The sequence below is a fragment of the Kitasatospora sp. NPDC001660 genome (assembly GCF_053596725.1).
This window is the reverse complement of the sequence record NZ_JBSFGU010000039.1, coordinates 1-26,376: the sequence shown is the minus strand read 5'-3', so window position 1 is coordinate 26,376 and position 26,376 is coordinate 1. Positions and strand designations below refer to the sequence as shown.

The 26,376-nt window shown below is 73.8% G+C and carries 20 protein-coding genes; 4 read left to right on the top strand and 16 right to left on the bottom strand.

Going from position 1 to position 26,376, the window contains the following annotated elements; genetic code table 11:
* Positions 1 to 133 precede the first annotated feature (133 nt).
* The 4 genes from ACWCXH_RS30495 to dxr form a co-directional block, all read right to left on the bottom strand.
* Positions 134 to 1,027: a GNAT family N-acetyltransferase gene (locus ACWCXH_RS30495; protein ID WP_449804710.1), complete on the bottom strand. Its 894-nt coding sequence runs from the start codon at positions 1,025 to 1,027 to the stop codon at positions 134 to 136.
* Positions 1,028 to 1,213: 186 nt separating this feature from the next.
* Positions 1,214 to 2,374 carry a flavodoxin-dependent (E)-4-hydroxy-3-methylbut-2-enyl-diphosphate synthase gene (ispG, locus tag ACWCXH_RS30490; RefSeq protein WP_449804709.1) on the bottom strand — a complete coding sequence of 387 codons (1,161 nt, stop codon included), beginning with the start codon at positions 2,372 to 2,374 and terminating at the stop codon, positions 1,214 to 1,216.
* Positions 2,375 to 2,518: 144 nt separating this feature from the next.
* Positions 2,519 to 3,823: a M50 family metallopeptidase gene (locus ACWCXH_RS30485; RefSeq protein ID WP_449804708.1), complete on the bottom strand. Its 1,305-nt coding sequence runs from the start codon at positions 3,821 to 3,823 to the stop codon at positions 2,519 to 2,521.
* Positions 3,824 to 3,922: 99 nt separating this feature from the next.
* A complete protein-coding gene (dxr, locus tag ACWCXH_RS30480; RefSeq protein WP_449804707.1) occupies positions 3,923 to 5,152 on the bottom strand; it encodes a 1-deoxy-D-xylulose-5-phosphate reductoisomerase in 1,230 nt (409 codons plus the stop codon).
* A 107-nt stretch (positions 5,153 to 5,259) separates the two neighbouring features.
* Here dxr and ACWCXH_RS30475 point away from each other — a divergent pair, with 107 nt between their 5' ends.
* Positions 5,260 to 5,928 (top strand): NAD(P)-binding oxidoreductase, encoded by a 669-nt coding sequence (locus ACWCXH_RS30475; protein WP_449804706.1) that lies wholly within the window; start codon positions 5,260 to 5,262, stop codon positions 5,926 to 5,928.
* Positions 5,929 to 5,992: 64 nt separating this feature from the next.
* Here the strand turns inward: ACWCXH_RS30475 and ACWCXH_RS30470 are convergent, their stop codons facing one another.
* The 3 genes from ACWCXH_RS30470 to ACWCXH_RS30460 form a co-directional block, all read right to left on the bottom strand.
* On the bottom strand, positions 5,993 to 7,435 hold the full coding sequence (locus tag ACWCXH_RS30470; protein WP_449804705.1) for an aldehyde dehydrogenase family protein: 1,443 nt from the start codon (positions 7,433 to 7,435) through the stop codon (positions 5,993 to 5,995).
* 248 nt (positions 7,436 to 7,683) lie between these two features.
* Entirely contained in the window at positions 7,684 to 9,249 is a 1,566-nt protein-coding gene (locus ACWCXH_RS30465; RefSeq protein ID WP_449804704.1) for a PucR family transcriptional regulator, read from the bottom strand.
* A 159-nt stretch (positions 9,250 to 9,408) separates the two neighbouring features.
* Positions 9,409 to 11,484 (bottom strand): ATP-binding protein, encoded by a 2,076-nt coding sequence (locus ACWCXH_RS30460; RefSeq protein WP_449804703.1) that lies wholly within the window; start codon positions 11,482 to 11,484, stop codon positions 9,409 to 9,411.
* Between the two features lie 242 nt (positions 11,485 to 11,726).
* On the opposite strand from ACWCXH_RS30460, the gene gabT reads away from it, so the two are divergent.
* Positions 11,727 to 13,067: a 4-aminobutyrate--2-oxoglutarate transaminase gene (gene gabT, locus ACWCXH_RS30455; RefSeq protein ID WP_363653534.1), complete on the top strand. Its 1,341-nt coding sequence runs from the start codon at positions 11,727 to 11,729 to the stop codon at positions 13,065 to 13,067.
* Positions 13,068 to 13,372: 305 nt separating this feature from the next.
* A complete protein-coding gene (locus ACWCXH_RS30450; protein WP_449804702.1) occupies positions 13,373 to 14,263 on the top strand; it encodes a phosphatase PAP2 family protein in 891 nt (296 codons plus the stop codon).
* Here ACWCXH_RS30450 and ACWCXH_RS30445 read toward each other — a convergent pair.
* Positions 14,260 to 14,622, bottom strand: coding sequence for a DUF2218 domain-containing protein (locus tag ACWCXH_RS30445; RefSeq protein WP_449804701.1), 363 nt, complete (start codon positions 14,620 to 14,622; stop codon positions 14,260 to 14,262). The two genes, ACWCXH_RS30450 and ACWCXH_RS30445, sit on opposite strands and share 4 nt — an antisense overlap.
* 190 nt (positions 14,623 to 14,812) lie before the next feature.
* Here ACWCXH_RS30445 and ACWCXH_RS30440 point away from each other — a divergent pair, with 190 nt between their 5' ends.
* On the top strand, positions 14,813 to 15,319 hold the full coding sequence (locus ACWCXH_RS30440; protein WP_449804700.1) for a MarR family winged helix-turn-helix transcriptional regulator: 507 nt from the start codon (positions 14,813 to 14,815) through the stop codon (positions 15,317 to 15,319).
* A gap of 58 nt (positions 15,320 to 15,377) precedes the next feature.
* Here ACWCXH_RS30440 and ACWCXH_RS30435 read toward each other — a convergent pair whose 3' ends face one another.
* The 8 genes from ACWCXH_RS30435 to ACWCXH_RS30400 form a co-directional block, all read right to left on the bottom strand.
* Entirely contained in the window at positions 15,378 to 16,106 is a 729-nt protein-coding gene (locus ACWCXH_RS30435) for a ZIP family metal transporter (RefSeq protein WP_449804741.1), read from the bottom strand.
* A 288-nt stretch (positions 16,107 to 16,394) separates the two neighbouring features.
* Positions 16,395 to 18,086, bottom strand: a complete 1,692-nt coding sequence (locus ACWCXH_RS30430) for a restriction endonuclease (protein WP_449804699.1) — start codon at positions 18,084 to 18,086, stop codon at positions 16,395 to 16,397.
* A gap of 114 nt (positions 18,087 to 18,200) precedes the next feature.
* A complete protein-coding gene (locus ACWCXH_RS30425) occupies positions 18,201 to 19,850 on the bottom strand; it encodes a hypothetical protein (protein ID WP_449804698.1) in 1,650 nt (549 codons plus the stop codon).
* 341 nt (positions 19,851 to 20,191) lie between these two features.
* Positions 20,192 to 20,848: a YigZ family protein gene (locus tag ACWCXH_RS30420; RefSeq protein WP_449804697.1), complete on the bottom strand. Its 657-nt coding sequence runs from the start codon at positions 20,846 to 20,848 to the stop codon at positions 20,192 to 20,194.
* A gap of 102 nt (positions 20,849 to 20,950) precedes the next feature.
* Positions 20,951 to 22,240, bottom strand: coding sequence for a DUF6986 family protein (locus ACWCXH_RS30415; protein WP_449804696.1), 1,290 nt, complete (start codon positions 22,238 to 22,240; stop codon positions 20,951 to 20,953).
* A gap of 124 nt (positions 22,241 to 22,364) precedes the next feature.
* Positions 22,365 to 23,909 (bottom strand): DUF2637 domain-containing protein, encoded by a 1,545-nt coding sequence (locus tag ACWCXH_RS30410; protein ID WP_449804695.1) that lies wholly within the window; start codon positions 23,907 to 23,909, stop codon positions 22,365 to 22,367.
* 201 nt (positions 23,910 to 24,110) lie between these two features.
* The gene (locus ACWCXH_RS30405; RefSeq protein ID WP_449804694.1) at positions 24,111 to 24,776 is read right to left on the bottom strand and encodes a response regulator transcription factor; all 666 of its coding nucleotides are present in this window, start codon (positions 24,774 to 24,776) and stop codon (positions 24,111 to 24,113) included.
* Positions 24,728 to 26,137 carry a sensor histidine kinase gene (locus ACWCXH_RS30400; RefSeq protein WP_449804693.1) on the bottom strand — a complete coding sequence of 470 codons (1,410 nt, stop codon included), beginning with the start codon at positions 26,135 to 26,137 and terminating at the stop codon, positions 24,728 to 24,730. Before ACWCXH_RS30400 ends, ACWCXH_RS30405 begins: the two co-directional genes overlap by 49 nt.
* Positions 26,138 to 26,376: the final 239 nt, after the last annotated feature.

The following is a 26,376-nucleotide window of genomic DNA, read 5'->3' as shown; positions in this document are numbered from 1 at the left end:
CGTTACTACCCGAGCCCCGCGAACGCGGGCGGAGCCGCAGATCAACCCCTCCGGCCCCCGTCCCCTGCCCCTCTCCCCATCCCCCTGGGCGAGCACGCCTGCGATCGCCACGTGCGAACGCTGTCCGCGAACGCTAGAAGAGCACACTCATGAACGCCCCGACCTCCCGGAACCCCACGCGCCGATAAGCGGCCCGCGCCCGGACGTTGAAGTCGTTGACGTACAGCGACACCACCGGAGCGACCTCCCGCAACGCGATGCCGAGCACCGCCGCCATCCCGGTCTTCGAGAGCCCCTGTCCCCGGAACTCCGGTGCGACCCACACCCCCTGGATCTGGCACGCCCCTTCGGTCACCGCACCGATCTCCGCCTTGAAGACGACCTCACCGTCGTCCCCGAACCGCGCGAACGACCGTCCCGTGGAAACGAGTTCGGCGACCCGCGCCTGGTACAGCAGCCCCCCGTCCCCGGCCAGCGGCGACACCCCGACCTCCTCGGTGAACATCGCCACGCACGCCGGCATCAGCGCCTCGACCTCGTTCCGCCGCACCCGCCGGACCAGCGGATCGGGAGCGATCTCCGTCGAGGGCACCGTCGTGGCCATCAGCGGCTGATGGGCGCGGACCTCCCGCGCCGGCCCCCAACTCCGTTCCAGGAGCGCCCAGAAGGCCGCCGTGGGTTCGGCCGGCCCGACGAGCGAGGAACACCGCCGTCCCTGCCGCCGTGCCCGCTCCGCGAAGGCCAGGACCGCCGAAGGGCCGGCATTGACCAGGACGAGGTTGGCCCCGGCGTAGCAGAGCGCGTCGAGGACGCCGTCCTCGTCGTACCAGCCCCACATCTCGCCGCCGAGCCGCCAGGGGTCGAGGCCGACCGACTCGACGCGGGTGGCGACGAAGGCGTTCGCGACCGGGTCCCGGTGGAGGATCTCCAGGGCGTCGGCGAGGTCCGGCGGCTCCAGCACGCGGGTGGTGGCCAGGGCGCGGGCGGCCTGGAACGAGCTGGGGAGCATCACACCTCGATCGAGCATCGAGACAGCACCTCACTGAGACGACTCTGGCCGCACCCTACTCCGTGGCCCCACCCGGCTACGGCCGCGGGGCCGTCCGCGAACGGACGGCCCCGCTTCCGGAAAGACAAAAACAGCTCCACACAACGAAGCCCCGCCCGGCGAAGCCCCGCCCGGCGAAGCCCCGCGCGAAGGACTACGCCCCGGTCACTCGCCGGCGACGACCGTCGGCGTCCCGGACTCGACGCCCTCCGCCTGCATCTGCTCGGCGAGCTTGAGCGCCTCCTCGATCAGGGTCTCGACGATCTTCGACTCCGGAACGGTCTTGATGACCTCGCCCTTGACGAAGATCTGCCCCTTGCCGTTGCCGGAGGCGACCCCGAGGTCGGCCTCGCGGGCCTCGCCCGGACCGTTCACGACGCAGCCCATGACCGCGACGCGCAGCGGCACCTCCATGCCCTCCAGCCCGGCGGTGACCTCCTCGGCGAGCTTGTAGACGTCCACCTGGGCGCGACCGCAGGACGGGCAGGAGACGATCTCCAGCCCGCGCTGGCGCAGGCCGAGCGACTCCAGGATCTGGTTGCCGACCTTGATCTCCTCGGCCGGCGGAGCCGACAGCGAGACCCGGATGGTGTCGCCGATGCCCTCGGAGAGCAGCGCACCGAACGCGACGGCCGACTTGATGGTGCCCTGGAAGGCCGGCCCGGCCTCGGTGACACCGAGGTGCAGCGGGTAGTCGCACGCGGCGGCGAGCTGGCGGTAGGCCTGGATCATCACGACCGGGTCGTTGTGCTTGACCGAGATCTTGATGTCGCGGAAGTCGTGCTCCTCGAACAGCGAGCACTCCCACAGCGCGGACTCGACCAGCGCCTCGGGGGTGGCCCGGCCGTACTTCTCCAGCAGGCGCTTGTCGAGCGAGCCGGCGTTGACGCCGATCCGGATCGGCACGCCCGCGTCCTTGGCGGCCTTGGCGATCTCGCCGACCTTGTCGTCGAAGGCCTTGATGTTGCCCGGGTTGACGCGCACCGCGGCGCAGCCGGCGTCGATCGCGGCGAACACGTACTTCGGCTGGAAGTGGATGTCGGCGATGACCGGGATCTGCGACTTCTTCGCGATGATCGGCAGCGCGTCGGCGTCGTCCTGGGACGGCACGGCGACCCGGACGATCTGGCAGCCGGAGGCGGTGAGCTGCGCGATCTGCTGCAGCGTGGCGTTGATGTCCGAGGTCACGGTGGTGGTCATCGACTGCACCGAGACGGGGGCGTCCCCGCCGACCGGGACGTTGCCGACCATGATCTGCCGGGATACTCGACGCTTGGCGAGCGGCTTGAGCGGCAGGGACGGAATACCGAGCGAGATCGCGGTCATGTGTGCGGGGTTCCCCAGGGTTGAGGTGTGGTCGACCGCCCGGCCGAGGGAACGGCCGAGGCCGGGCGCGCCACGATCGCGCACCCGGCCTCCACGGTACGGCACGGGGGTGGAGCCCAGCACACCCGCCGTACCCCCAACGCACTAGCTGATCTTGACCGGGTTCACCAGGTCGGCTACCAGCACCAGCAAGGTGAATCCGACGAAGATGCTGGCCACCACGTACGCCAGGGGCATCAGCTTGGCGACGTCGAACGGGCCCGGGTCGGGTCGCTTGAACAGCTGTGCGAGGCGACGTCGGACCGATTCCCAGACGGCGCCGGCGACGTGGCCGCCGTCCAGCGGGAGCAGCGGCAGCATGTTGAACAGGAACAGCGACAGGTTGATGCCGGCCAGCAGGTTCACGAAGAACGCGATCCGCTGGGTGCCCGGGATGTCGAGCGAGAAGACCTCGCCGCTCACCCGGGCGGCGCCGACCATCCCGATCGGCGAGTCCGGGTCGCGCGGGGCGTCGCCGACGACGGCGTTCCACAGCCCGGGGATCTTGCCGGGCAGGGCGACCAGGGACTTCACGCCGTTCTCGGCCATGTCGTACATCCGGTCGAGTGATTGTCCGAAGCCCAGCTGGACGACGCCACTCGCCGGGGTGAATCCGAGGAACCCGGCCTGGATGGTCTGCCCCTTGATCGGGATGTCGTTCGCGTCGTACTTCTGGACGTCGTTGACCGCGATGGTCGGGGTGAGGGTGAGCTGCGTGCCGCCCCGTTCGACCACGACCGGCACGGTCCTCCCGGCGGACCTGCGGATGTCCGCCTGGAGCTGGTCGTAGGTGCGGATCCGGTCGCCGTCGAAGGAGAGGATCCGGTCCCCGGCCTTCAGGCCGGCCGTCGCGGCGGGAGTCTGCGGGGCGCCCGCCGGGCAGCTGTCGGTGGGCTGGCCCGCCTTGACGATGCACTGGGCGACGGTGCTGACGGTCGGCACGTTCATGGAGACGCCGAAGCCCATCATGACCGTCAGGAAGAGCCCGAACGCCAGGATCAGGTTCATGAACGGCCCGGCGAACATGACGATGACGCGCTTCCACGGCTTGCGGGTGTAGAACAGCCGGTGCTCGTCACCCTCCTGGAGCTCCTCGTACGAGGCCTCCCGGGCGTCCTCGATCATGGTCCGCCAGGGCGAGCTGCTGCGCTTGGTGATCCGGCCGTCGTCGCCCGGTGGGAACATCCCGATCATCCGGATGTACCCGCCGAACGGGATCGCCTTGATGCCGTACTCGGTCTCGCCCTTCCGGCGCGACCACAGGGTCGGGCCGAAGCCGACCATGTACTGCGGCACCCGGATGCCGAACAGCTTGGCCGTGGAGAGGTGGCCGAGTTCGTGCCAGGCGATCGAGACGAGCAGCCCGAGCACGAAGACCAGGATGCCGACCACCGTCAAAACCGTTGCCACCGCAACTCCTCCGTCATGCCGCTCCGCTCATCGTCTCGTCCTACCGCAGTCGTGCCCAGCCGGGGCCCACCCGGAGCCGCCGGCCCACCGCCGGCTCCGTCAGCCCGCCGCCAGCTCGCGGGCCCGGGCGCGGGCCCAGTCCTCCGCGTGCAGGACGTCCTCGACGGTCAGGGAAGTTCCCGCCGCCGGCGCGCCGTGCTCGGCCACGACCTTGGCAACAGTGTCCACGATTCCCGTGAAGGCGAGACGGCCCTTCAGGAAGGCCTCCACGCACTCCTCGTTCGCCGCGTTGAACACCGCCGGCACGGTGCCGCCCAGCGAGCCCACCTCGCGGGCCAGCTCGACCGCCGGGAAGGCCTCGTCGTCCAGCGGGAAGAACTCCCAGGTGGCGGCCTTGGTCCAGTCGCAGCCCGGCGCGGCGTCCGGCACCCGGTCCGGCCAGCCCAGGCCCAGCGCGATCGGCATCCGCATGTCCGGCGGGCTGGCCTGCGCCAGCGTCGAACCGTCGGTGAACTCCACCATCGAGTGCACCACCGACTGCGGATGGACCACGACCTCGATCCGGTCGAACGGCACGTCGTACAGCAGGTGCGCCTCGATCACCTCCAGGCCCTTGTTGACCAGGGTGGCCGAGTTGATCGTGACGACCGGGCCCATCGCCCAGGTCGGGTGCGCCAGCGCGTCCTGCGGGGTCACCCCGGCCAGCTGCTCCCGGGTCCGGGTGCGGAACGGCCCGCCGCTCGCCGTCACCACCAGCTTGCGGACCTCGGCCCGGGTGCCGCCGGCCAGCGCCTGGAACAGCGCCGCGTGCTCGGAGTCCACCGGCACGATCTGCCCCGGCCGCGCCACCGCCTTCACCAGCGGGCCGCCGACGATCAGCGACTCCTTGTTGGCCAGCACCAGAACCCGGCCCGCGCGCAGCGCGGCCAGCGTCGGCCGCAGCCCGATCGAGCCGGTGATGCCGTTCAGCACCGAGTGGCACTCCATCGCGGCCAGCTCGGTCGCCGCGTCCGGCCCCGCCAGCACGGCCGGCAGCGGACGGCCCGCCGCCTTCGCCGCCAGCGCCTCGTGCAGCGCCGGCTCGGCCGCCGGATCGGCGACCGCCACGGTGTGCACGCCCAGCCGCAGCGCCTGCTCGGCGAGCAGTTCCACCCGGCCGCCGGCCGCCGACAGGGCGACCACCCGGAACCGGTCCGGGTTGCGGAGCACCACGTCGATGGCCTGGGTGCCGATCGACCCGGTGGAACCGAGGATCACCAGCTCCCGGGGGCCGGACGGGTCCTGCACGGTGGGCGCGAAACGCAGCTGCGGATGGGCGAGCGAAGTCATGCGCCCATTGTGTCCTGCCCGGCGCCCTCCTCGTGCCCGCCCCGGAGCGTCCGCCCGAAGCGCGCTCCGCGCGACGGGCGCGCGCGCCGCGGGCTACCGTCGGAGCCATGCGTACCGTCATCGCCGGGGGCCACGGACAGATCGCGCTCCGACTCGAACGGCTGCTCGCCGACCGCGGCGACCGCCCGGCCGGGATCATCCGCCGGCCCGAACAGGCCCAGGACCTCGTGGACGCCGGCGCCGAGCCGCTCCTGCTCGACTTGGAGTCCGCCACCGCCCCGCAACTCGCCGCACTGCTCGACGGCGCCGACGCCGTGGTCTTCGCCGCCGGCGCAGGACCCGGCAGCGGCGCCGCCCGCAAGAACACCGTCGACCGCGACGCGGCCGTGCTGCTCGCCGACGCCGCCGAACTCGCCGGCGTCCGCCGCTACCTCATGGTCTCCTCCATGGGCGCCGACGCCGACGCCCACCACCCCGCCGACGACGTCTTCGAGACCTACCTGCGCGCCAAGGGCGCCGCCGACGACGCCGTCCGGTCCCGCACCTCGCTCGACTGGACGGTGCTGCGCCCCGGCCGGCTCACCGACGGCCCCGGCACCGGCCTGGTCCGGCTCGCCCCCGCGGTCGGGCGCGGCACGGTGGACCGGGCCGACGTGGCCGCCGTCCTGGCTGCCCTGCTGCGCGAACCCGGCACCGCCGGGCAGACCCTCGAACTGGTCGCCGGCAACGCCACGATCGACGAGGCCGTCGCCGTCGCCGCCGGACACGACGGCTGATCCGCCCACGGACGCACGGAGGGCCCGGTTCACCGAACCGGGCCCTCCGACACGTCCGTCGTGCCTACAGGTCGAGACCCGTCAGGACCATGACCTTCTCGACGGTGTAGTCGTCCATCGCGTACTTGACGCCCTCGCGGCCGACGCCGGAGTCCTTGACGCCGCCGTACGGCATCTGGTCGGCGCGGTAGGACGGCGCGTCGCCGATGATCACACCGCCGACCTCCAGCTCCCGGTGGGCGCGGAAGGCGGTCTGCAGGTCGTGCGTGAACACACCCGCCTGGAGGCCGAACGGCGAGTCGTTGACGGCGGCGAACGCCTCGTCGGTGCCGTCCACCCGGTGCAGCGACAGGACCGGGCCGAACACCTCGGCCTTGGCCAGGATCGCGTCGCCCGGCAGGTCCGCCAGCACGGTCGGGGCGTAGGTGGCACCCTCGCGCGTCCCGCCGGCCAGCACCTTGGCGCCCTTGGCGACCGCGTCGTCCACCCAGGACTCCACGCGCTTCGCGGCGTTCTCGTCCACCAGCGGGCCGACGTCCGTCGCGTCGTCGTTCGGGTCACCGGTGACCTGGGCGTTCACCTTGGCGACGACCTTCTCCACCAGCGCGTCGTACACCGACGCGTCGGCGATCACCCGCTGCACCGAGATGCAGGACTGGCCGCCCTGGTAGTTGGCGAACATCGCGATGCGGGTGGCCGCCCAGTCCAGGTCGGCCTCCGAGGACCAGTCGGCGAGCACCACGGCCGCGGCGTTGCCTCCCAGCTCCAGGGTGCAGTGCTTGCGCGGCACCGAGTCCATGATCTGGTAGCCGACCTTGTCCGAACCGGTGAAGGAGATCACCGGCAGGCGCTTGTCCTGCACCAGCGCCGGCATCCGGTCGTTCGGCACGGTCAGGATGCTCCAGGAGCCGGCCGGCAGGTCGGTCTCGGCCAGGATCTCGCCCAGGACCATCGCCGACAGCGGGGTCGCCGGGGCTGGCTTCAGGACGATCGGGGCACCGACCGCGATCGCCGGGGCGACCTTGTGGGCGACCAGGTTCAGCGGGAAGTTGAACGGGGCGATGCCGAGCACCACGCCGCGCGGGAAGCGGCGCACCATCGCGAAGCGGCCCACGCCGCCCGGGTCGGTGTCCAGCCGCATCGTCTCGCCATTGGTGCGGCGGGCCTCCTCGGCGGCCCAGCGGAAGACGGAGACGGCGCGGCCGACCTCACCGCGGGCCCACTTGATCGGCTTGCCGTTCTCGGCGGTGATCAGCCGGGCGATCTCCTCGGTGCGCTCGCCCAGGCGCTTGGCCACGTGGTCCAGCGCGGCGGCGCGCACGTGCGCCGGGGTGGCGGCGAACACCGGCAGGGCGGCGACGGCGGCGTCCAGCGCCTCGTCGACCTGGGCCTCGGTCGGGATGCTCACCTTGCCGACCAGACGGCCGTCCCAGCTGTTGTGCACCTCGAAGTCGGCGTCACCGCTCGCCCGGCGGCCAGCGAGCCAGAAATCGTACGTGGTGGTCACCGTGGTACCGGCCCTCTCCTCGTCGTCGTCAGGCCCACGAACATGAGCCCGAACCCGAGGGTAGGTGCGGGGACGCGCAGACCGGATTGGCCGCCGAGGAGCGTTCGGCCCGGGGGCCACTCCATCCCGTCCAGGCGTTCGGCCGGCCCGTCGCGGATCACCCCTCGCCGGGCCCCCCGACCGGTCACTCCTGGCCGACCCGAGCCCGGCCGGTCACTCCTCGCCAGTGCCCCCCTCGCCGGTCACGGTCACTCCTCGCCGGAGCGGAGCGCCAGCCAGAGCTCCATGCGGACGTCCGTGTCGTCCAGCGAGCGCCCGAGCAGCTCCTCGACCCGGCGCATCCGGTACCGCAAGGTGTGCCGGTGCACCCCCAGATCGGCCGCCGCCGCGTCCCACTGCCCGTGCCGGGACAACCACGCCCGCAGCGAGGCCACCAGGTCGCCGCGGGCCGTCCGGTCGTGCTCGCGCAGCGGCCGCAGCAGGCCCTCCGCGAACGCCGTCACCGCGTCCTCGCCCAGCAGCGGCAGCAGCGAGCCCGCACCGACCTCCTCGTGGTCCACCGACCGCCGACCGCCGCGCAGCGCCACCGCCAGCGCCCGCTCGGCCTGCGCGTGCGCCGTCCCCGCCTCCTCCAGCACGGCCGGCGCCGAGACGCCCAGCGACAGGCCCTCGTGCTCCTCGATAACGCCCAGGCAGGCCCGGTGCACCGCGCCGTGGTCCAGCACCAGCACCATCAGCCGCGGCCCGTGCGTCCCCTCCTCCCGCGCGACCAGCAGCTTCTCGCCCACCCGGGAACCCGCCTGCTCCGCCCGGTCGCCCAGCTCCACCAGCGCGTCCGCGGCATCCACGCCCGGCGCGGCCCCGGCCACCAGGACCCGTATCGTCCCCTCCGGCAGACCGCCGAACAGCCCCACCGCCACCTGGCGGGCCGTCGCCACCTCACCCGCCAGCACCATCCGCAGCAGCGCCGCGCCCATCCGCTCCTCCGCCTGCCGCAGCTCGCGCGAGCGCTCCAGGGTGAGGGTCAGCAGCGCCACCGCCGCGTTCAGCACGTACCGCTCGGTCGGCGTGATCCGGTCCTCGGTCCCGACCGCCAGGAAACCCCGGGCCCGCCGGTCCGCCCCCAGCGACTGGACCACCACGTAGTCCTCGTCCGCCGTGTCTATCCCCGGCGACCGCCCCTGCAGCGCCGCGCTCGACGGCGCCGGACGCCGGCGCAGCCGGTCCACCTCCGCCGCCAGCCGCCCCGCCCGGCGCGCCGCCCAGTCCGGCGCCACCACCGACAGCGCGCCCGACCCGTCGTACAGCGCCGCCCAGCCCCCCAGCCGCGCCGCCAGCCGGCGCACCACCGCCGTCGTCCCGTCCTTGCCGAGCGCAGCCCGGGTCAGCTCCTCCTGCGCCTCGAAGCTCGTCGTCACGGCCTCGTACTGCTCCGCGGCCAGCGCCGCCGACACCACCTTGCTGATCGCGATGAACGGCGTCGGCTCCGGCACCCGCAGCAGCGGCAGCCCGCGCTGCGCCGCCGCGTCCACCAGCGGCTGCGGCACCTCCGTGTGCGACAGCCCCACCCCCAGCCCGAGCCCCACCACCCCGGCATCGGCCAGCCGGTGCACGTACGCCTGCAGCTGCGCGGCCGTCCGGCCCAGCTTGATCCCGGTGGTGAGCAGCAGCTCGCCACCCTCCAGGAACGGCGTCGGGTCGTCCAGCTCACTGGTGTGCACCCAGCGGACCGGCCGCTCCAAGTGATCCGCACCGGCGAGGACCGTCAGGTGGAGCGAACTGTTGCGGACGACGGAGGCGAGTGTGGGAGGCATGGCACCTTCGGGGGAACGACCCGACCGCGCCGTTGCGGCCGGGCGAGGAGAGGGCAGTGGATCTGGTGAGGGTCTCTCCCCTTCATTATGGACGCCCCGGACAACCGGCACTGCCGAATCCACCTCGAAGGCGACTTCCGCCCGCCGCCCGCGCCCGCCTCAGCCCCGCAGATCCACCAGCAACGGCGGCACCTGCTCCCCCGACACCGCCGTCAACGACACCACCGCGTGCCCCGCGGGCAACGCGTGCGCCAGATCCGACGGCGACCACCGCAACCGCTCCACATCCCGCGTCGTCACCGACTCCGTCTGCGCCGTCGTCCCCGACAACGCCTTCCGCCCCAACCGCCCGGCCCGCCTCATCACCCCACCGGAGGTGTCGGGGGTGTGCGTCACCGCCGTCTCCTGCACCAGGTGTGTCCCCCAGGCCTCCGAGAACAGCCGGCCGTCCCAGGGCGCGATCCCCGGGAACGCCATCCGACAGCCGACCGCGCCGAACAGCGGCGCACGCAGCGCCTCCGGCAGGTCCACCAGCGTCCGCAGCAACAGCACCGCGCCCGCGTTCGCCCCCCGCATCCGCTGCACCCCGCGCACGGTCGCCGCGTCCAGCGCCGCCGAGGCGTCGTCCACGACAAGACCGGCGAACAGCGAACGGTCCTCCCGGGTCCCGGCCGCCTGCACGAACTGACCCACCACCAGCCGGGACAGCATCCGCGCCACCTCCGGGTGACTCCGCTCGGGCAGCTTCACCCGCACGCGGAGCGGGTGGTCGAGCACCCGCATCGCGAACGGAGGGCGGCCGGTGCCGTCCGTCGCGAACGCGCCCTCGAAGGCCGGCCGGTCCAGCAGCGCCAACCGGTCCGCCAGCAGCACCCCGGGGTCGTCCGCCCGACCGCGCTGGCGCTCCCGGTACTCCAGGTCCCGCTCGTACGCGGCCAGTCGGCCCGCCGCACCGAGCGCCTTCACCAGCGCCGCCAGCGCGTCCGGCTCGCCGCCCAGCAGCGCCCGCAGCTCGCGGACCCCCGGGTACCGGCGGTGCGCGGCATGGAACGGGCCCACCACCTGCTGGAGCGCCGTCCGGGCGCTCTCCGCGCGGGCCGTCAGCTCGTCCGGCAGCAGCGCCTCGGCCAGCCGGGCCGCCGCCTCGTCCGGATCCTGCGCCGCGCCGTACAGGTCCAGGCCGTACACCGACGACGGGTCACCAGGCGCGATCACCACGTCGTACCAGCCGTCCGGCCCCAGATCTGCGTCCGCGGCCCCGATCACGACCGCACAAGCCGTCCCCGCGAGCGCCTGCAGGCACAGCGCCTCCGCCACCGGCCGGGCCAGTCGCGCCGTCTTCCCCGTCCCGGCCGGACCCACCGCCAGCAGCGAGGTGCCGAGCACCGCCGGATCCAGCGCGAACCCCGCCGCCCGGTGGGACAACGGGTTCTTCGGGACGTCCTGCGTGGCACCCAGACAGACCTGACGGAGCAGCAGATCGTGCCGCTCGGCCCGGCCTGGCAGCTCACGCACTTCGGACGGATGGGCGAACGCCGCGGCACCGCGCGCATTCACCTGCTCCACGAACGCCGGAACGAACACCGGATCCGCCTGCGCGGACTCCCACGCCTGCTGGATCCGCACGTAGTCGACGTCGCCGACCACCTCCTGCTCCAATCGCCCCGCCGCCGCGGCCGCCCCACCCTGCCGCAGCCCCGCCCAAGGGTCCAGCCGCCGCGCCGCCTCCACCGTGGCCTCGCTCTCCTCGGCCCGCTCCTCCTGCGTCACCGTCCGCGACAGCAACGGCGCCACATACCGCCGCCACACCTCGGGCCAGCGGCCCATCCGGCCGAAGACCTTGACGACCACGCCGATGACCAGGACATTCAGGGTCAGTACGACCGATGTCGCAACGAACGCCGACCGGGAAGGAAGGACACCAATCAGCGTGGTCCCGTCCGTGGCGAACTCGACGCCGTAGACATAGGCCAGCCACCCCACCACTGCGTTCAGCCCGGCCCGCAGCAGCAGCGGCCAGGCCGCCACGCTCGCCGTCTCCGCCCGTTCCGGGTCGATCTGGCGGTAGCCCAGCCGGTAGATGCCCGGTTCGGCGGACGGGCGCGGGGCGGAGGCCCAGGCGGGGAGATCGAAGGCGGGGGTGCCGACGGGGCGGCCGGGGGGCCGCTGGTGTGGCATGGAGGGTGGGGGTGCGGTGGTCCGGTCGCCGTGGTGGTGTGCCCCGTCCTGTGCCATGTGTACGGCCCCGCTCCCTCGCCCGCCCGGCCCGACCGCCGTCGGTGCCGCCATACCCATGCCGCCGTACCGGCGACACGCCCGCGCTCAATGTAGTGGAGCGGGGCCTGCGGGTAGTCGTGCTACCCGCGCTGGCCGTGCCGGACAAGTCGAACGGCGCAGTGCTACCGAGTGGCGCATGCCCGGTCCCCGAGGGCGGCCGTAGCCTGCGAAGCACCGAGCCGAGAAGTCTGGAGAAACCCATGAGCGCCGCAACGCCGCTCCCGCAGGAGCGCCGCCTGGTCACCGCGATCCCCGGTCCGAAGTCGCAGGAGCTGCAGGCCCGCAAGCTGGGCGCGGTGGCCGCGGGTGTCGGCACGACCCTGCCGGTGTACGTGTCCCGCGCCAACGGTGGCGTGCTGGAGGACGTGGACGGCAACTCGCTGATCGACTTCGGTTCCGGCATCGCCGTGACCAACGTCGGCAACAGCGCCGAGGCCGTGGTGGCGAAGGCGAGCGAGCAGCTGGCCGCGTTCACGCACACCTGTTTCATGGTGACCCCGTACGAGGGCTACGTGGCGGTCGCCGAGCAGCTGAACGAGCTGACCCCGGGCGACCACGAGAAGCGCACCGCGCTGTTCAACTCGGGCGCCGAGGCCGTCGAGAACGCGGTGAAGATCGCCCGCGCCTACACCAAGCGCACCGCCGTCGTGGTGTTCGACCACGGCTACCACGGCCGCACCAACCTCACCATGGGCCTGACGGCGAAGAACATGCCGTACAAGCAGGGCTTCGGCCCGTTCGCCCCGGAGATCTACCGCGTGCCGGTGGCCTACCCGTACCGCTGGCTGACCGGTGCCGAGAACTGCGCCGCCGAGGCCGCCGCGCAGGCGATCGACATCATCAACAAGCAGATCGGCGCGGAGAACGTCGCCGCGATCATCATCGAGCCGATCCAGGGCGAGGGCGGCTTCATCGAGCCGGCCAAGGGCTTCCTGCCGGCGATCGTGGAGTACGCGAAGGCGAACGGCATCGTGTTCGTCGCGGACGAGATCCAGACCGGCTTCTGCCGCACCGGCCAGTGGTTCGCCTGTGAGGATGAGGGCGTCGTCCCGGACCTGATCACCACCGCGAAGGGCATCGCCGGCGGTCTGCCGCTGGCCGCGGTGACCGGCCGCGCCGAGATCATGGACGCCGCGCACGCGGGCGGCCTGGGCGGCACCTACGGCGGCAACCCGGTGGCCTGCGCCGCCGCGCTGGGCGCCATCGAGACCATGAAGGAGCAGGACCTCAACGGCAAGGCGCAGCGGATCGGCGAGATCATGCTGGGCCGCCTGCGGGCGATGCAGGAGAAGTTCGACATCATCGGCGAGGTCCGCGGCCGCGGCGCCATGATCGCCATCGAGCTGGTGAAGGCGGGCGGCAAGGAGCCGAACGCGGAGGCCACCGCGGCGATCGCCAAGGCCTGCCACGCCGAGGGCCTGGTGGTGCTGACCGCCGGCACCTACGGCAACGTGCTGCGCTTCCTGCCGCCGCTGGTCATCCCGGAGCACCTCCTGAACGAGGGCCTGGACATCCTGGAGGGCGCGTTCGCCGGCGTCTGACGCGGCGAGCGCCCCACCGGGCGACGTACCCCCGCCGGAGGGTTGTCCGGACAGCGCTGAACGGCCCGCGGAGACCTGCACAGGTCTCCGCGGGCCGTTCGGTTTCCGGAGCAGGCTTCCGAAGCGGTTTCTGGAGCGGGTTTCTGGAGCGGGTCCGCATGCAACCGCGAATGAGGTCTCCTCATGGAGAAGCGCGGGCCGAGTGTTCACAGGGCCGGAGGGTTGCCCGGGGGGCGGTGAAGATGATGTGCGGAATCACTGAAGGCGCTCGGCGCGGAAGGACCGTTGACGTAGTGTCATCGCAGATGGACAGCGAGCCTCAGCCATTGGCGGAGCCGTCCGCGGAGCCGCCGATCGGCGCGGGTCCGCGCGCGGGCCGCGAGGACAACCAGGCCGTCCCGCGCGGGGCGGCGCACACCGAAGGCCGATCGACCGACCGTCCGACCCACACCCCCCGGGACGCACGGAACGGCGATCATCCGAGCCGCCCCGGAGCTCTCCCCCCTGCTCCGGGGCGGCTGTTCCGCGTCCTGGGCCGGGCGGCGGCCTCGCCGCTGGTGCCGCTCGTCGCGGCGGTCCTGCTGGTGCTGGTGTCGTGGCAGGTGGTGGTGGACGGGCCGCTGCTCGGGCTGGACCGGTGGGTCAAACACGGCGTGGCGACGGCCCACCGCGACCTGCACAGTGCGCTGCTCGACCACGTCGGCCACACCCTGGCGGATCTGGGCAGCGCCGCCCCCGCGATCCCGGTGCTGCTGGCCGGGGGCGGGCTGGCCGCGTGGCGGTCACGCCGGGCCGGCGCGGCCCGCTGGTGGCTGCCGCTGCCGGTGGCGGCGCTCACCACGGGGCTGATCCCGCTGCTGGTGGTGCCGGCCAAGGCCGCGTTCGCCCGGCCGGGTCCGCTCGACGATCCGCTGCTGCCAGGGCAGTGGGGTTGGTACCCGTCCGGGCACACCGCCACCGCGACGCTGTCGTACGGGGTTGCGGTGCTGCTGCTCGCCCGGACGACCGGGGTGCGCGTCGCGCGCGGGCTGCGGGCGGCGGCGGTGCTGCTGGCGACCGGGGTCGGCGCGGGGCTGGTGTGGAGCGACTTCCACTGGGTGCTGGACGTGGTGGCCAGCTGGTGCCTGGCGGCCCTGGTGCTGTGGGTGCTGGCCCGCCGACTGCCCCGACCACGGGGTGGCGGACGTCAGGACTAGGACTCGTCCTTCGACTCGCCCGTCGACGCGTCCTTCGGCTCGTCGTTGCGGTGGACGAGGCCGGGCTCGCCGTTGTCGCGGTGCCACTCGACGACGAGCTCGTCGCGCGTACCGAAGCGGACGAGGTGGCGGCCGACGACGTCCTCCAGGCCGGGGAGGTTCTCGCGCTCGCCCTCGACGACGAGCAGCAGTGCGTCCCGCTGCGCCTCCAGGGTGGCGGTGCCGGCACCGAAGGTCAGGGTGCCGCGGCCGGTCTCCTCGGAGAAGGCGGCTTCGATCTTGCGGCCCATGTGGGCGGCGAGCTGCTTGGCGTAGCGGGCGGGGCGGTCGGTGACGACGCGGGCTTCGGAGCGGGGCACGGGCCCTCCATGTTCCGGGGAGGGCGCTTAGGGCACCCTCACTTGCGGCTACGCTAGCCCAAATACTGAGCCTGGCTCAACATTTTTCCGGCACGGTCGTCCGCACGTGCCCGCAGCGCCCGTCCGCCGCCGGTCACGGGCCGCGGACCGGCCGATACGCTTGGGCGGACGCCTGCCGAGGAGACCGCCCATGACCACCACGCCGACCGACGACCCGGCGCACTCCTCCCCCACCCCCTCGGCGCTCCCGGCGGACACCGCCGCCGAGCTGGCGGACGCGATGACCCGGGCGATCAAGCGGATCCGGCGCCGCACCAGCGAGCGGCTGGAGCCCTACGGCATCACCCCCGGCCAGGCCCGGGCGCTGCGCACGCTCGCCCACGCGCCGGGCTGCGAACTGCCGGACCGTGCGATGCGGCTGAGCGACCTCGCCGACCGGCTGCACATCGCCCCGCGCTCGGCCACCACGGTGGTGGACGCGCTGGAGGAAGCCGGCCTGGTCGAGCGCAGCCCCGACCCGGCCGACCGGCGGGCCGTACGGATCCTGCTGACCGAGGCGGGCCGCGCCGCGGTCGAGCGGATCGGGCTGGTCCGGCACGAGGTGGCGCAGGAGTACTTCGGCGAGGTCAGCCCGGCCGACCAGGACGTGGTGCTGCGCGTGCTGCGCGCCGCCGAGACCCGGTACGCGGGCCGCTGAGCACCTGGTGGGCCCGGCCCACCAGCCCGAGTCGGCCGGGCCCACCAGCCGGGGCCGGCTAGTTGGCGAAGCCGATCACCAGCCACATGAAGCCCACCCCGGCGAGCGTGCAGAGCAGGGTGTTGCGGGACGGGTGCGGGCTGTGAGCCTCCGGGAGGATGTCGGAGGTCGCCAGGTAGAGCAGGAAGCCGGAGAAGAAGCCCAGGTAGAGGCCGAGCAGGTGTTCCGGGATGGTGAATGCGAGCGTGATCGCGGCGCCCGAGACCGGGGCGAGCGCGTCCGCCGCGAGCAGGGTCAGCGCCCGGCGCCGGTTGTTCCCGTAGAGCCGGGTGATCGTGTACGTGTTGAAGCCGTCGGCGAAGTCGTGCGCGACGACGGCGATGGCGACGACCGTGCCGACCGTGGTGCCGGCCTGGAAGGCGGCGCCGATCGCGAAGCCGTCCATGACGCTGTGCCCGACGAGGGCCAGGGCGGCGCTCAGGCCGATGCCCTGGCGCCTGGCGGTGTGGGCGTGCCCGTGGTGGTGGCCGTGGGTGTGCTCGGCGTACTCGCCCTCGTGGCCACGGTGGATGGCGACCGCGCGCTCGACCACGTGGATGGTGAGGAAGCCCCCGGCGAACATCAGCAGCGCCTGCGGCACGCCGTGCACCTCGCTGGGCGCCTGGCGCAGGGCCTCGGGCAGCAGGTCGAAGACGACGACGCCGAGCATCAGTCCGGCGGCGAAGCCGAGCACGAGGTGGCGCCGGTCGCCGGTGCGCTGGGCGACGAAGCCGCCGATCAGCGTCATCAGGAACGCACCGGCGGCGACGAGGACGGCGGTCACCGGGCGGCCGCCGCGCGTTCCGGTCCGTCAAGTGGTCTGCGGGCCGCTCTGCCCATCCGTCTCCCCCAGGGTTGCGCCCGACGCCGGGCCGACCGCCGACCGTACCGGACGGGCGATCGGCGGCTTTCGCCCGGGGTGCCCGGGCTGACCGGGGCCCGGTCCCCAGACTCGGGCCGGGGGTGGCGGCGCGCCCGCCGGAGGGGCCGTCGGGGTGAGCCGGCAGGGGGCGAACGGGCCGGTCGAGCGTTCCCGTCAGCGGCCGGCGGCGAGCGGCAGCCCGAGGTGGGTCATGGCGAGTTCGCGGACCCCGTCGCCGTCGACCAGGTGGATGTGACGGTGGCTCTCCTCGGCGGTCAGGTCGAGGGCCTCGTCGGTGAAGCGGCCGGTGGTCAGCCGCAGACCGCGTTCGGCGGACTCCTCGCTGACTGCCTCGGCGAGCGTGCGGATCTCCTCCGCTGCGACCTCCGCGGAGCCGCGGGAGGCCCAGACGACCCAGCGGCCGGGCAACGCGGTGCCGGGGGCGCCCTCACCGGTCGCGACCAGCCCGGCCGGGCCGCGCAGCCGGACGCTCCACTCGGCCAGGCCGCCCCGGGTGAGCAGGTCGCGCACCAGCTGGGCGAACTCGTTGGCGGACAGGTCCAGCGCGGCCGGCACGGCGGCGCCGGCCAGGGCGGCGGGCTCGACGCCCGCCCTCGTGTACGGATCGGGGGTGACGGCGGCGCCGAGCTGGCGCAGCCGCACCAGCGCCTCGTCCTGCTCGGCGTCGGCGTAGACGCCCTCGCCGTCGTGCTCCTCGTACGGGGCGGCGGCCGGGAGCAGCCGGGTGCGGGCCAGTGCGTCGCGGTCGGCGTCCACGCTGACCAGGCAGAGCGGCTCGGCCCCGCCGGGCTCGCGCAGCCAGCCGTTGAGGACGACGCCCGCGAGTATTTCGTCGGTGTCGACGGCGTCGGCCGCCTGGAGGGCGCGCAGGGCGAGCCGGGCGACCAGCCGCAGGTAGTCGGTGGCCCGGTCGGCCGGCGGGCGCGGCACCGGGTGGATGTCGCCGTCGGGGGAAAGCCGGTAGCCGGTCAGTGAGGGGACCAGGTCGAGCGGTGGCAGGTCGAGGTCCAGCACCGCGGTGCGGGTGAGCGGGCGGAACACCGCCCGGCAGGGGGCGGGCAGGTCCTGGGTGGCCGTCTCGGCGGCGGCGAGGGCCCGTTCCAGCAGCGACTCCACCGCGGCCGGCTCGGCGAGCCGGTAGGCCCGGCGGCACTCCTCCAGGCTCTCGTTGTACTCGCGCACCGCGCGCGCCCGGGCCTCCTCGGCCTCCTCGTGGGCCCGCCGGGACTCGTCGGCGGCCGGGCTGCCGGCCTCGGCCCGGCGGGTGCGCCACTCGCGCAGGGCCCGCTGATGGGTCAGCCGGGCCTGGGCCAGTTCGCGCTGGTAGCCGGAGTCGAGCAGGCGGCGGGTCGGCGCGGCGTCGGGGTCGGCCGCGGGCGGTTCGGCTGGGGCGAAGTCCTCCCATCGGGGCTCGGGTTCGGCGGCGTCCGGGCCGGCGGCCGGGTAGGGGCGGGGCTCGTAGCGGCGCAGTTGGCTCTCGAAGTCCATGGCCGAGACGGGCAGCGCGGCCCGCCGGAGCAGGTCGGCCAGGCGGTCGTGCTCGGCCTGGACGGTGAGTGTGCGGTGGTGGGTCAGGGCGGCGGCCCGGCCGTGGGCGGCGACCGACTCCTCCCCGGCAGGCGAGCCGTCACCGGGGCCGCCGTGGTCCCCGGTGACGCCCGTGCTGCGGGTGGTACCCGCGCCGCCGGTGCCTTCGGCGTCGACGGTCACCACCGGTTCCTCGGTGGCGGCCGGGTCGGGGCCCGGGTCCACCCCGAGGTCGCGGAAGACCGAGGCGAGGAAGCCCGGCTGGGGGAACCGGGCGGTGGCGGCGCCGTCGGACTGGCCGTCTGCTGAGTACTGCATCGGTCGTCGTTCCCCCATGCTCGTCCGGCGCCTGCGCGGGGCGACCGGCGACCCCGCGGCCCGCCCCTGCCGGACATTGTCCACCGAACGGGCGCGGGTGGTCAGCCAAGCCTCTCAGTTGGTCCGGGTGTTGGTCAGGTGGAGGCCGATGTAGCCGACGTAGATCCGGCCACTGCCCGAGCAGTCGTCGAGGTAGTGCAGCCGGGGCGCGGTGCGCCCGCCGCCGATCCGCAGGTGCGCGCCCATGAACGCGCGCCGGGAGGCGTCGACGCACTCCGGCACCGGCAGCATCCGCTCGCGCTTCCACTTGGTGTGGCTGTACACCGTCCGGGACTCGCCGCGGACCGCCTTGCGGGGCGGGAACCGGTGGCAGCCGTCCGGCGTGTGCTCGCACCACTGCTTGAAGTCGCCGCCCGCCGCTCCGCGGACGGCCGCCTCGGCGTACTCCTGAAGGGCGGTCAGCCCGTCCCAGGCGAGCCTGGCCCAGCCGGCCCCGGCGCACTGGAGGTCGTCCAGGGCGAGCGCGGACTTCTGGTCCCCAGTGAAGGTGAGCAGCGGGAACTCACCCAGCCGGGACAGGAGTTCGGTGAAGGTGTCCGGACTGCCGTCGTGCCCGCGCCGCGAACCCGGCGCGGCCGCGGTGCGCCGGGCGGCGGCCGCGCCGGCGGACGGGCCGCAGAGGCGGACGGGCAGGACGTTGGCCCTCGTGCGGGTGCGGCGCTCGCGGCGCAAAGTGCGCCGCACGCGCTCCAGTTCGTCGGCCCGGGCCTGCTGTTCGGCGCGATCCTGCCGCTCCTCGTGGGCGAGGGCGGCCAGTTCGGCGCGGACGGCGGCCGGGTCGGCGCAGGACGCGGCGTCGGGGCGGGGCTGCGGCGGGGGGACCCGCAGCACCGGGACGGCCGCGAGCGCGGGCGGCAGCGGCAGCTCGGCGGCGAGCCGGCGCGGCTCCCGGGCGAGAAGGCCGGCGGCGCGGCGGATGTCCTGCTCTATTCGGCCCCGGGCGAGCACCGGGTGCCGGGCGCCGTCGTGCCGGGAGGCCGGGTCGACCTCGGGCAGGTAGGTGCGAACGGCGCCGCCGTAGACGGTGTGGTACTCCAGCGCGACGTTGAACCCGGTGCGAGCGCCGGGATCCAGGACGTAGGCCGTGGCGAGGCCGGGCAGCTGCTGGCAGAGCGGGCGGACCACGGCCTCCGTCCACCCGTCGACCGGGAGGTTGACCGGGACGCTGGCGACGACGGTGGGCAGTCGGCGCTCGGGGTCGCACAGCTCGTCGATCAGGTCGTCGACCTCGGCGGCGGTGATCACCCGCGGCGCGAGCTGGACGGCGGCCGGGCCGTCGGTGGCATCGAGCAGCGGCAGCAGGCTGCGGGCGAGCTCGGGCACCGGTACCCGGCAGGGCGTCCGCAGGCCGCTGTCGGTGTTGTGCGTCTCGGCCTCCAGCCGGACCCAGGTGAGGCCGCCGGCGGCGGTCGCGACGGTCAGGGTGAGCTGCCGCGTCCCGTGGGGGGCCGGGGTGCGCAGACGGCGACGGTCGTAGCGGCCGGCCGCGGGGCCGCCGCGCAGCGGGCCATGGTCGCGGTCGAGCAGGACGCGGTCGCCCAGGCGGAGGCGCTCGGCCTGCGGGCGAGCGGCGGGAGCATTCGCGGCGTACGGGCTCGCTGCGGGCGGGGGGTCCTCGCAGCCTTCCCGCTTCAGCCAGTCGGCCAGCCGCTGGTCGGCCAGCGAGACGGCGTCGGTGTGCGAGAGCGTCGTGGTGACGGTCATCCGGTAGGGCGTCGCGGGGCCCCTGGGGCCGGATAGGTCAGCTCGGGCGGGCGACGGGGAGCGGTCCGAGGTCATGCGCATACCTCCGTGGTGCGGTGGTGGGGTCTGGTGTCCTCCATCGATGGGTTTCGTCCGGTTCTGCCGGATCCTTGCCCAGGAAACGCCACGGCCCGGAGCGGAAGTTCCAACTCCGGGCCACGTGAATACGTTCGAGTGAATCTGTTCAAGGCACGGTCGGCGTGGCGTGCCCGTGTGAGCTACGTTGGCCGACTGGGTCCGCGCCGATCGGCGGCGAGAAGCCGCGGCGGGAGGCGGCGAGAAGCCGCGGGAGGTGGCGAAGGCTAGACCGGAACCTCGACGTAGGTGCGGCCGGCCGCGACCGCCACCGCAGTGCCGCCGGTCGCCTCCGCCAGCCAGGTGTGGAAGGCCGGCACGTCCGGCTCCGGCACACCGACCTCGATCCGCACCCCGGACGCCTCGTACGCGAGGTCGCTCACCGCGTACCCGGCCGCCCGCAGGTCGTTCTCCACCCGCCCGGCCCGCACGTGGTCGGCCGTCACCGCCAGCAGCGCCACCGGCCGCCGCTCCAGCAGCCCGACCGCGTCCACCGCCTCCGACACGGCGCTCCCGTACGCCCGGACCAGCCCGCCCGCGCCGAGCTTGATGCCGCCGAAGTACCTGGTCACCACGGCCACGGTGTCGGTCAGCCCGCGACGGCGCAGCACCTCCAGCATCGGCACCCCGGCCGTACCGCCCGGCTCGCCGTCGTCGTTGGAGCGCTCTCGGCGCTGCTCGTCACCGACCACGAAGGCGGTGCAGTTGTGCCGCGCGTCCCAGTACTGCTTGCGGACGCCCGCGATGAAGGCCTGCGCCTCGTCCTCGTCGGAGACCCGGGCGAGGTGGCAGATGAACCGGGACTTCTTGATCTCGATCTCGTGGCTGCCGGCGTGCCGGATGGTGAGGTACGTCCTGGAGGTCGGCTCCGGCGTGGCGGACATGGCGCGGTGGTTCTCCCGAAAGACGGCGAAGGTTGGCGGCGCACGCCCCCAGCGTGCGGGGCGGCACCGCCAGCCTAGTTGGCCGGGCGGAACGGGCAGCGGTCAGCGGCCGGCCAGGGCGTCCAGCTGCGCGCGGTCCAGGCCGGTCAGGGCGGTGACCTCGGCCGGGTCGACGGCCCCGCAGTCCAGGCCGCGCAGCACGTAACCGCTGAGCGCGCGGGCGGTGGCCGGCTCGTCCATCACGTCGCCGCCCGCCTTCGCGACGTACGCGACGAGCCGGGCGGCGGCGGCCTCCAAGCCCTCGCGGTAGAAGGCGTAGACCGCGGCGTACCGGGTCGGCAGGTGCGCCGGGTGCATGTCCCAGCCCTGGTAGTACGCGCGGGCCAGCGAGCGGCGGACGAGACCGTGGTGGAGCTTCCAGGCCGCGTGCACCTGCTCGGTGGAGCCGGTCGGGATGACGTTGGTCGAGCCGTCGGAGAGCCGGACCCCGGTGCCGGCCGCGGCCACCTGCATGACGGCCTTCGCGTGGTCGGCGACCGGGTGGTCCATGCTCTGGTAGGCCGCGCTGACGCCGCAGGAGGCGCTGTAGTCGAAGGTGCCGTAGTGCAGGCCGGTGGCGCGGCCCTCGGCGGCCTCGATCATCAGGGCGACGGTGGCCCGGCCGTCCGGGCCGAGGATCGCCTGGGTGGTCTCGATCTGGATCTCGAAGCCGATCCGGCCGGCCGGCAGCCCGGCACGCCGCTCGAAGTCCTCTAGCAGCCGCACCAGCGCGGTCACCTGCGCGGCGTACGTCACCTTCGGCAGGGTGAGGACCAGGCCGTCCGGCAGGCCGCCGGTGGCCAGCAGGGTGGCCAGGAACAGCTCCAGGGTGCGGATGCCGCGGGCGCGGACCGGCGCCTCCATGCACTTGATCCGGATGCCGATGTACGGCGGCGCGCTGCCGTCCGCCACGGCGGCCGCGACGAGTTCGGCGGCGCGGACGGCGGCGGCGTCCTCCTCGGCGTCCGGGCGGGGTCCGTAGCCGTCCTCGAAGTCGATCCGCAGGTCCTCGATCGGCTCGCGCTCCAGCTTGGCGCGGACCCGGGCGTGCACGTCGGCGAGCAGGGCGTCGTCGGCGACCCCGAGGGCGCGGGCGAGCTCGGCCGGGGTGCCGGCCTGGGTGTCGAACGCTTCGAGGGCCTGCCGGCCCCACGCGCGGACGGTGTCGGCGGCGAAGGCGTCGGCCGGGACGTAGACGGTGTGCACCGGCTGCCTGGTCCCGGAGTCGCCGGGGTAGCGGCGCGCCAGGTCGGCGTCGATCGGGGCCAGCAGCGCCTCCACGGCGTCGCGGGCGGCGGCGGAGAAGGAGGCCCCGCCCGTCGGCCCGTTACCGTCGACCTCGACCCGCGACATCCGTACTCCTCCGCGCCGAACCATCGCTTCAACGGTTTGTTGAGGCGAAGGTAGCTCCGGCCGGGTCGGGCGTCAATGGCCGACCGAGCGGTGGACGGAGTGGTTCTGAGCGTCCGGCGTCCGGTCAGTCCCTCCCGGCGGCGGCGTAGCGGTCACGCAGCTGCGGGAAGAGCTCGGCGACGTCCTTGGGGTGCACCGAGCCGTCCGGGCGGTTGCCGGTCAGGCCGTACTCCTTGGTCAGCCAGTCGGCGAGGCGCTGCGGGTCGGGGTGGTGCTCGAAGGTGTCGATGTACGAGACCAGCGCCTCGAAGGCCAGCTCCGGGTCGAGCCGAGCGGGCGCGGGACGCGGACCGGGGGCCTCGACGGGCGCCGACTCCTCGGCCTGGCCGGGCTCCTGGGCGGGGGCGGGGTTCTGCGCGTGGACGGCGTCCTGGGCCTGCGGCTCCGAGTGCTGGGGCGCGGGCTGGGCCTGCTCCGTCGGCGCGGGAGCCGGCTGCTCGTCCAGTGGGCGCGGCGGCTTGAACCACGGGGAGGCCTGGCCGGGCACGCGGCTGCCCGGGGTGGCGTCGGCCTGGTGGCCGCCGGTGGTGCGGACCGGCCGCGCCGTCCAGACGTTCAGCTCCTCGCGGGGCGGCTGCGGGGCCTTCTCCTCCGCACCCTCCGGTTCCTGGGCGGCGCGCAGGCGGACCGCGGCGAGCTTGGCCAGCATCGGCGCGGCCACCTCGGCCGACATCGGCGGGACGACCGCCAGGTCCGCGGCGGGCTCGGCCTCCTGCGCCACGGCTTGGGGCTGGGGCTGAGCCGCCTGCGGTTGCGGTTGGGCCTGGGGGCGGGGCTGCCGGCCCTGCTGTACCTCCTGGGGCGGTTGCGGCTGGGCTGGGCGCTGCTGCGACTGCACGGGGGCCTCGGGCCCCGCCGGGGCGATGGCCGCGGCGGCGCGGTGCTCCTGGGACTGGAGCTCCCGGGCCTCCCGGGCCTCGCGCTCACGCGCCTCGTCGTCCAGCCGCTCGAGCAGCGAGGGGTCCAGCGGCACGCCGTACTTGGCGAGCTTCAGCGGCAGGAGCGCCTGGATCGGCGCCGACCTGCGCCAGCCGCGCCCGTACCGGAAGCGCAGCTGCGCCCGGTAGACCAGCCGGTTCTGCTCCAGCCGGACGACCTCGTCGTACGAGCGCAGCTCCCAGAGCTTCATCCGCCGCCAGAGCCGGAAGGTCGGCACCGGGGAGAGCAGCCAGCGCATCATCCGGACCGACTCCATGTGCCGGTCCGCGGTGATCGCCGCGATCCGCCCCACCGCGTGCCGGGAGGCCTCGACGACCACCACGAACAGCACCGGGATGACGGCGTGCATCCCCATGCCGAGCGGGTCTCCCCACGAGGCGGCGGCGTTGAAGGCGATGGTCGCGACGGTCAGCAGCCACGCGGTCTGCCGCAGCAGCGGGAAGGGTATCCGCAGCCAGGTCAGGACCAGGTCGAGCGCCAGGAGGACGACGATGCCGGCGTCGACGCCGATCGGGAAGGCGTACGAGAAGGCTCCGAAACCCTTCTCGGTGGCCAGTTCCCGCACCGCGTTGTACGAGCCCGCGAAGCCGATGCCCGAGATGATGCAGGCCCCGGCTGCGACGATGCCGAGCAGGCCGCGGTGGGCCTTGGTGAGCGTTGGGCGTGCCATGACGTCTATCAACCCCTGGATTTCGGCTGCTGCCGTGCGCTGCCTCGCTGCCGGTTCCCGCTGGTCGGGGGCGCCGGACGGCTGACCTACCTCCGGGCTCGGCCCCCCGGAGTTTACTCGTACGCGCGTTTCAGCGTTTCCACAGGTTGGAGCGTCACACCACGAGGCACGCCCGTGCTGCTCCCCGGACCGGGCGGAGCGTCAGACCGTCCGCCCGGCCGTACCGTTGAGGTAGGCGAGGACCGCGAGTACGCGGCGGTTGGCGTCCTCGTCCGGAGCGAGTTCGAGCTTGGTGAAGATGTTGGCGATGTGCTTGGCCACCGCACCGTCGCTCACCGTCAGCCGGGCGGCGATCGCCGAGTTCGAACAGCCTTCCGCCATCAGCTCCAGCACCTCGCGTTCGCGCGGCGACAGCCGCAGCAGCGGTCCCGGGCGGCGGGAGGTGGTCTGCATCAGCTTCGCGATCACGTCCGGGTCCATCGCCGTGCCGCCGGCCGCCACCCGGCGGACCGCGTCGATGAACTGCTCGGCGTTGAACACCCGGTCCTTCAGGAGGTAGCCGATCCCGCCCGTGCCGTCGGCCAACAGCTCCCTCGCGTAAAGCTGCTGGACGTGCTGCGACAGCACCAGGACCGGCAATCCCGTGATCTCCCGGCGCGCCTGGAGCGCCGCCTGCAGCCCCTCGTCGGTCAATGTCGGAGGCAGCCGGACGTCGACCACGGCCACGTCCGGGCGGTGGGTCAGCAGCGCCTCCAGGAGCTCGGGCCCGGTCTCGACGGCAGCGGCGATGGTGAAGCCGTGTGCTTCCAGCAGCCGGATCAGGCCTTCGCGAAGGAGGTAGAGGTCCTCGGCGAGGACAACTCGCACGGCAGCTCCAAGGTGATGGTGGTCGGACCGCCGGACGTACTGTCGATGGCGAGGACACCGTCGAAGGTACCCAATCGGCGTTCGATGCCGCGCAGGCCCGTCCCCCGCGTCGGGTCCGCCACGCCGACCCCGTCGTCCGTCACCGTGACCCGCAGGGAGCCGGCCCGGTACAGGATGTCCACCCAGACCTGGTCCGCCCGGGAGTGCTTGGCCGCGTTGGCCAGCAGCTCACAGATGCTGAAGTAGGCCGCCGCCTCCACCGGGGCCGGCAGACGGTCCGGCACGCTCACGCACACCTCCGTCGGCAGCGCGCTGTCCAGCGCCAACGCCCGGACCGCGTCCCCCAGTCCGCGCTCGGCGAGCACCGGCGGGTGGATGCCGCGGACGAGATCGCGGAGTTCCTGCAGCGCCCGGGCCGAGGACTGCCGCGCCTCCGACAGCAGTTCGCGGGCGGCTGCCGGGTCGGTGTCCATCAGGTGCTCGATGGTGCCGAGCGTCATCCCGATCGCAACCAGCCTCGCCTGCGCCCCGTCGTGCAGGTCCCGCTCGATCCGTCGCAGCTCGGCCGCCTGGCTGCCGACCGCGTCCGCCCGGGTCTCGGTCAACTCGGCCACCCGCTTGGTCAGCTGGGCGTGCGTGGCCCGGCCGTCCTGGTCCAGCACCCGGCGGGCCAGCTCGGCGTACGCGCGCACCGCGAACGGCGCCACCAGCACCGCGACCGCCACCACGCCCAGCCCGAACCCGAAGTTCACCAGCAGCGACACCTGCCGCGGCGGCACCGGCCCGACCCCCTCGAACGACGTCGGACCCGAGACCGCGTAGGCCGTACCGAGGAGGACCATGACTGCCACCGGACCGGCCAGGGCCAGCACGGCCAGCGGGTTCACCACCAGCCAGGCCATCTCGCCGCGGGTGGTCCGATCCCGGAACGCCCAGTGCAGCAGCTGCGCGTACTTCGCAACCGTCCGGGAGCGGTGGTACGAGTAGCCCGTCCACCAGTGCCCGCGCTCGTCCAACTCCAGCGCCGGCACCGGCTCGTAGACGGCCGGCAGCCGTATGCCGAACCAGTGCTCCAGCTGACCGCGCGTACGGTTCGCGGTACGACGGACGAGGACGGCGGCCACCAGGCCACCCGCGAGGACGGCGGCCACCAGGACGAACAGGCCCGCCGAGTAGTAGAACTGCATGACCTCGTTCGTCACGACGCCGGCCAGGACGGCCGCCATGACGGGCAGCGCGACCCCCGGCAGCGCGCCCAGCGCCATGAGGGCGAGCCGCCCCAGCCCCTGGCCACCCGACCGCAGGGCCGCCTGGGCCTGCACGCGCACACCCGTGCCGCTCGTTCGACTCGCTGTTGTCACGGAAGCTCCTGATGCCGGTCTCGATCGTCCACCACCAGTCTTCACGAACCGGACGCCACCGACACTGGCCATGCCACCCCAATTCCGGGGTGGACCTAGCACTACCTGGAGGTGGATGCAGTACGAGGGGATTCCTAGGATCGTCCGTAAACGCGAAGAACCCCCATCCGGAATCCGGATGGGGGTTCTTCAGAAGAATTGTTCGGCGGCGTCCTACTCTCCCACAGGGTCCCCCCTGC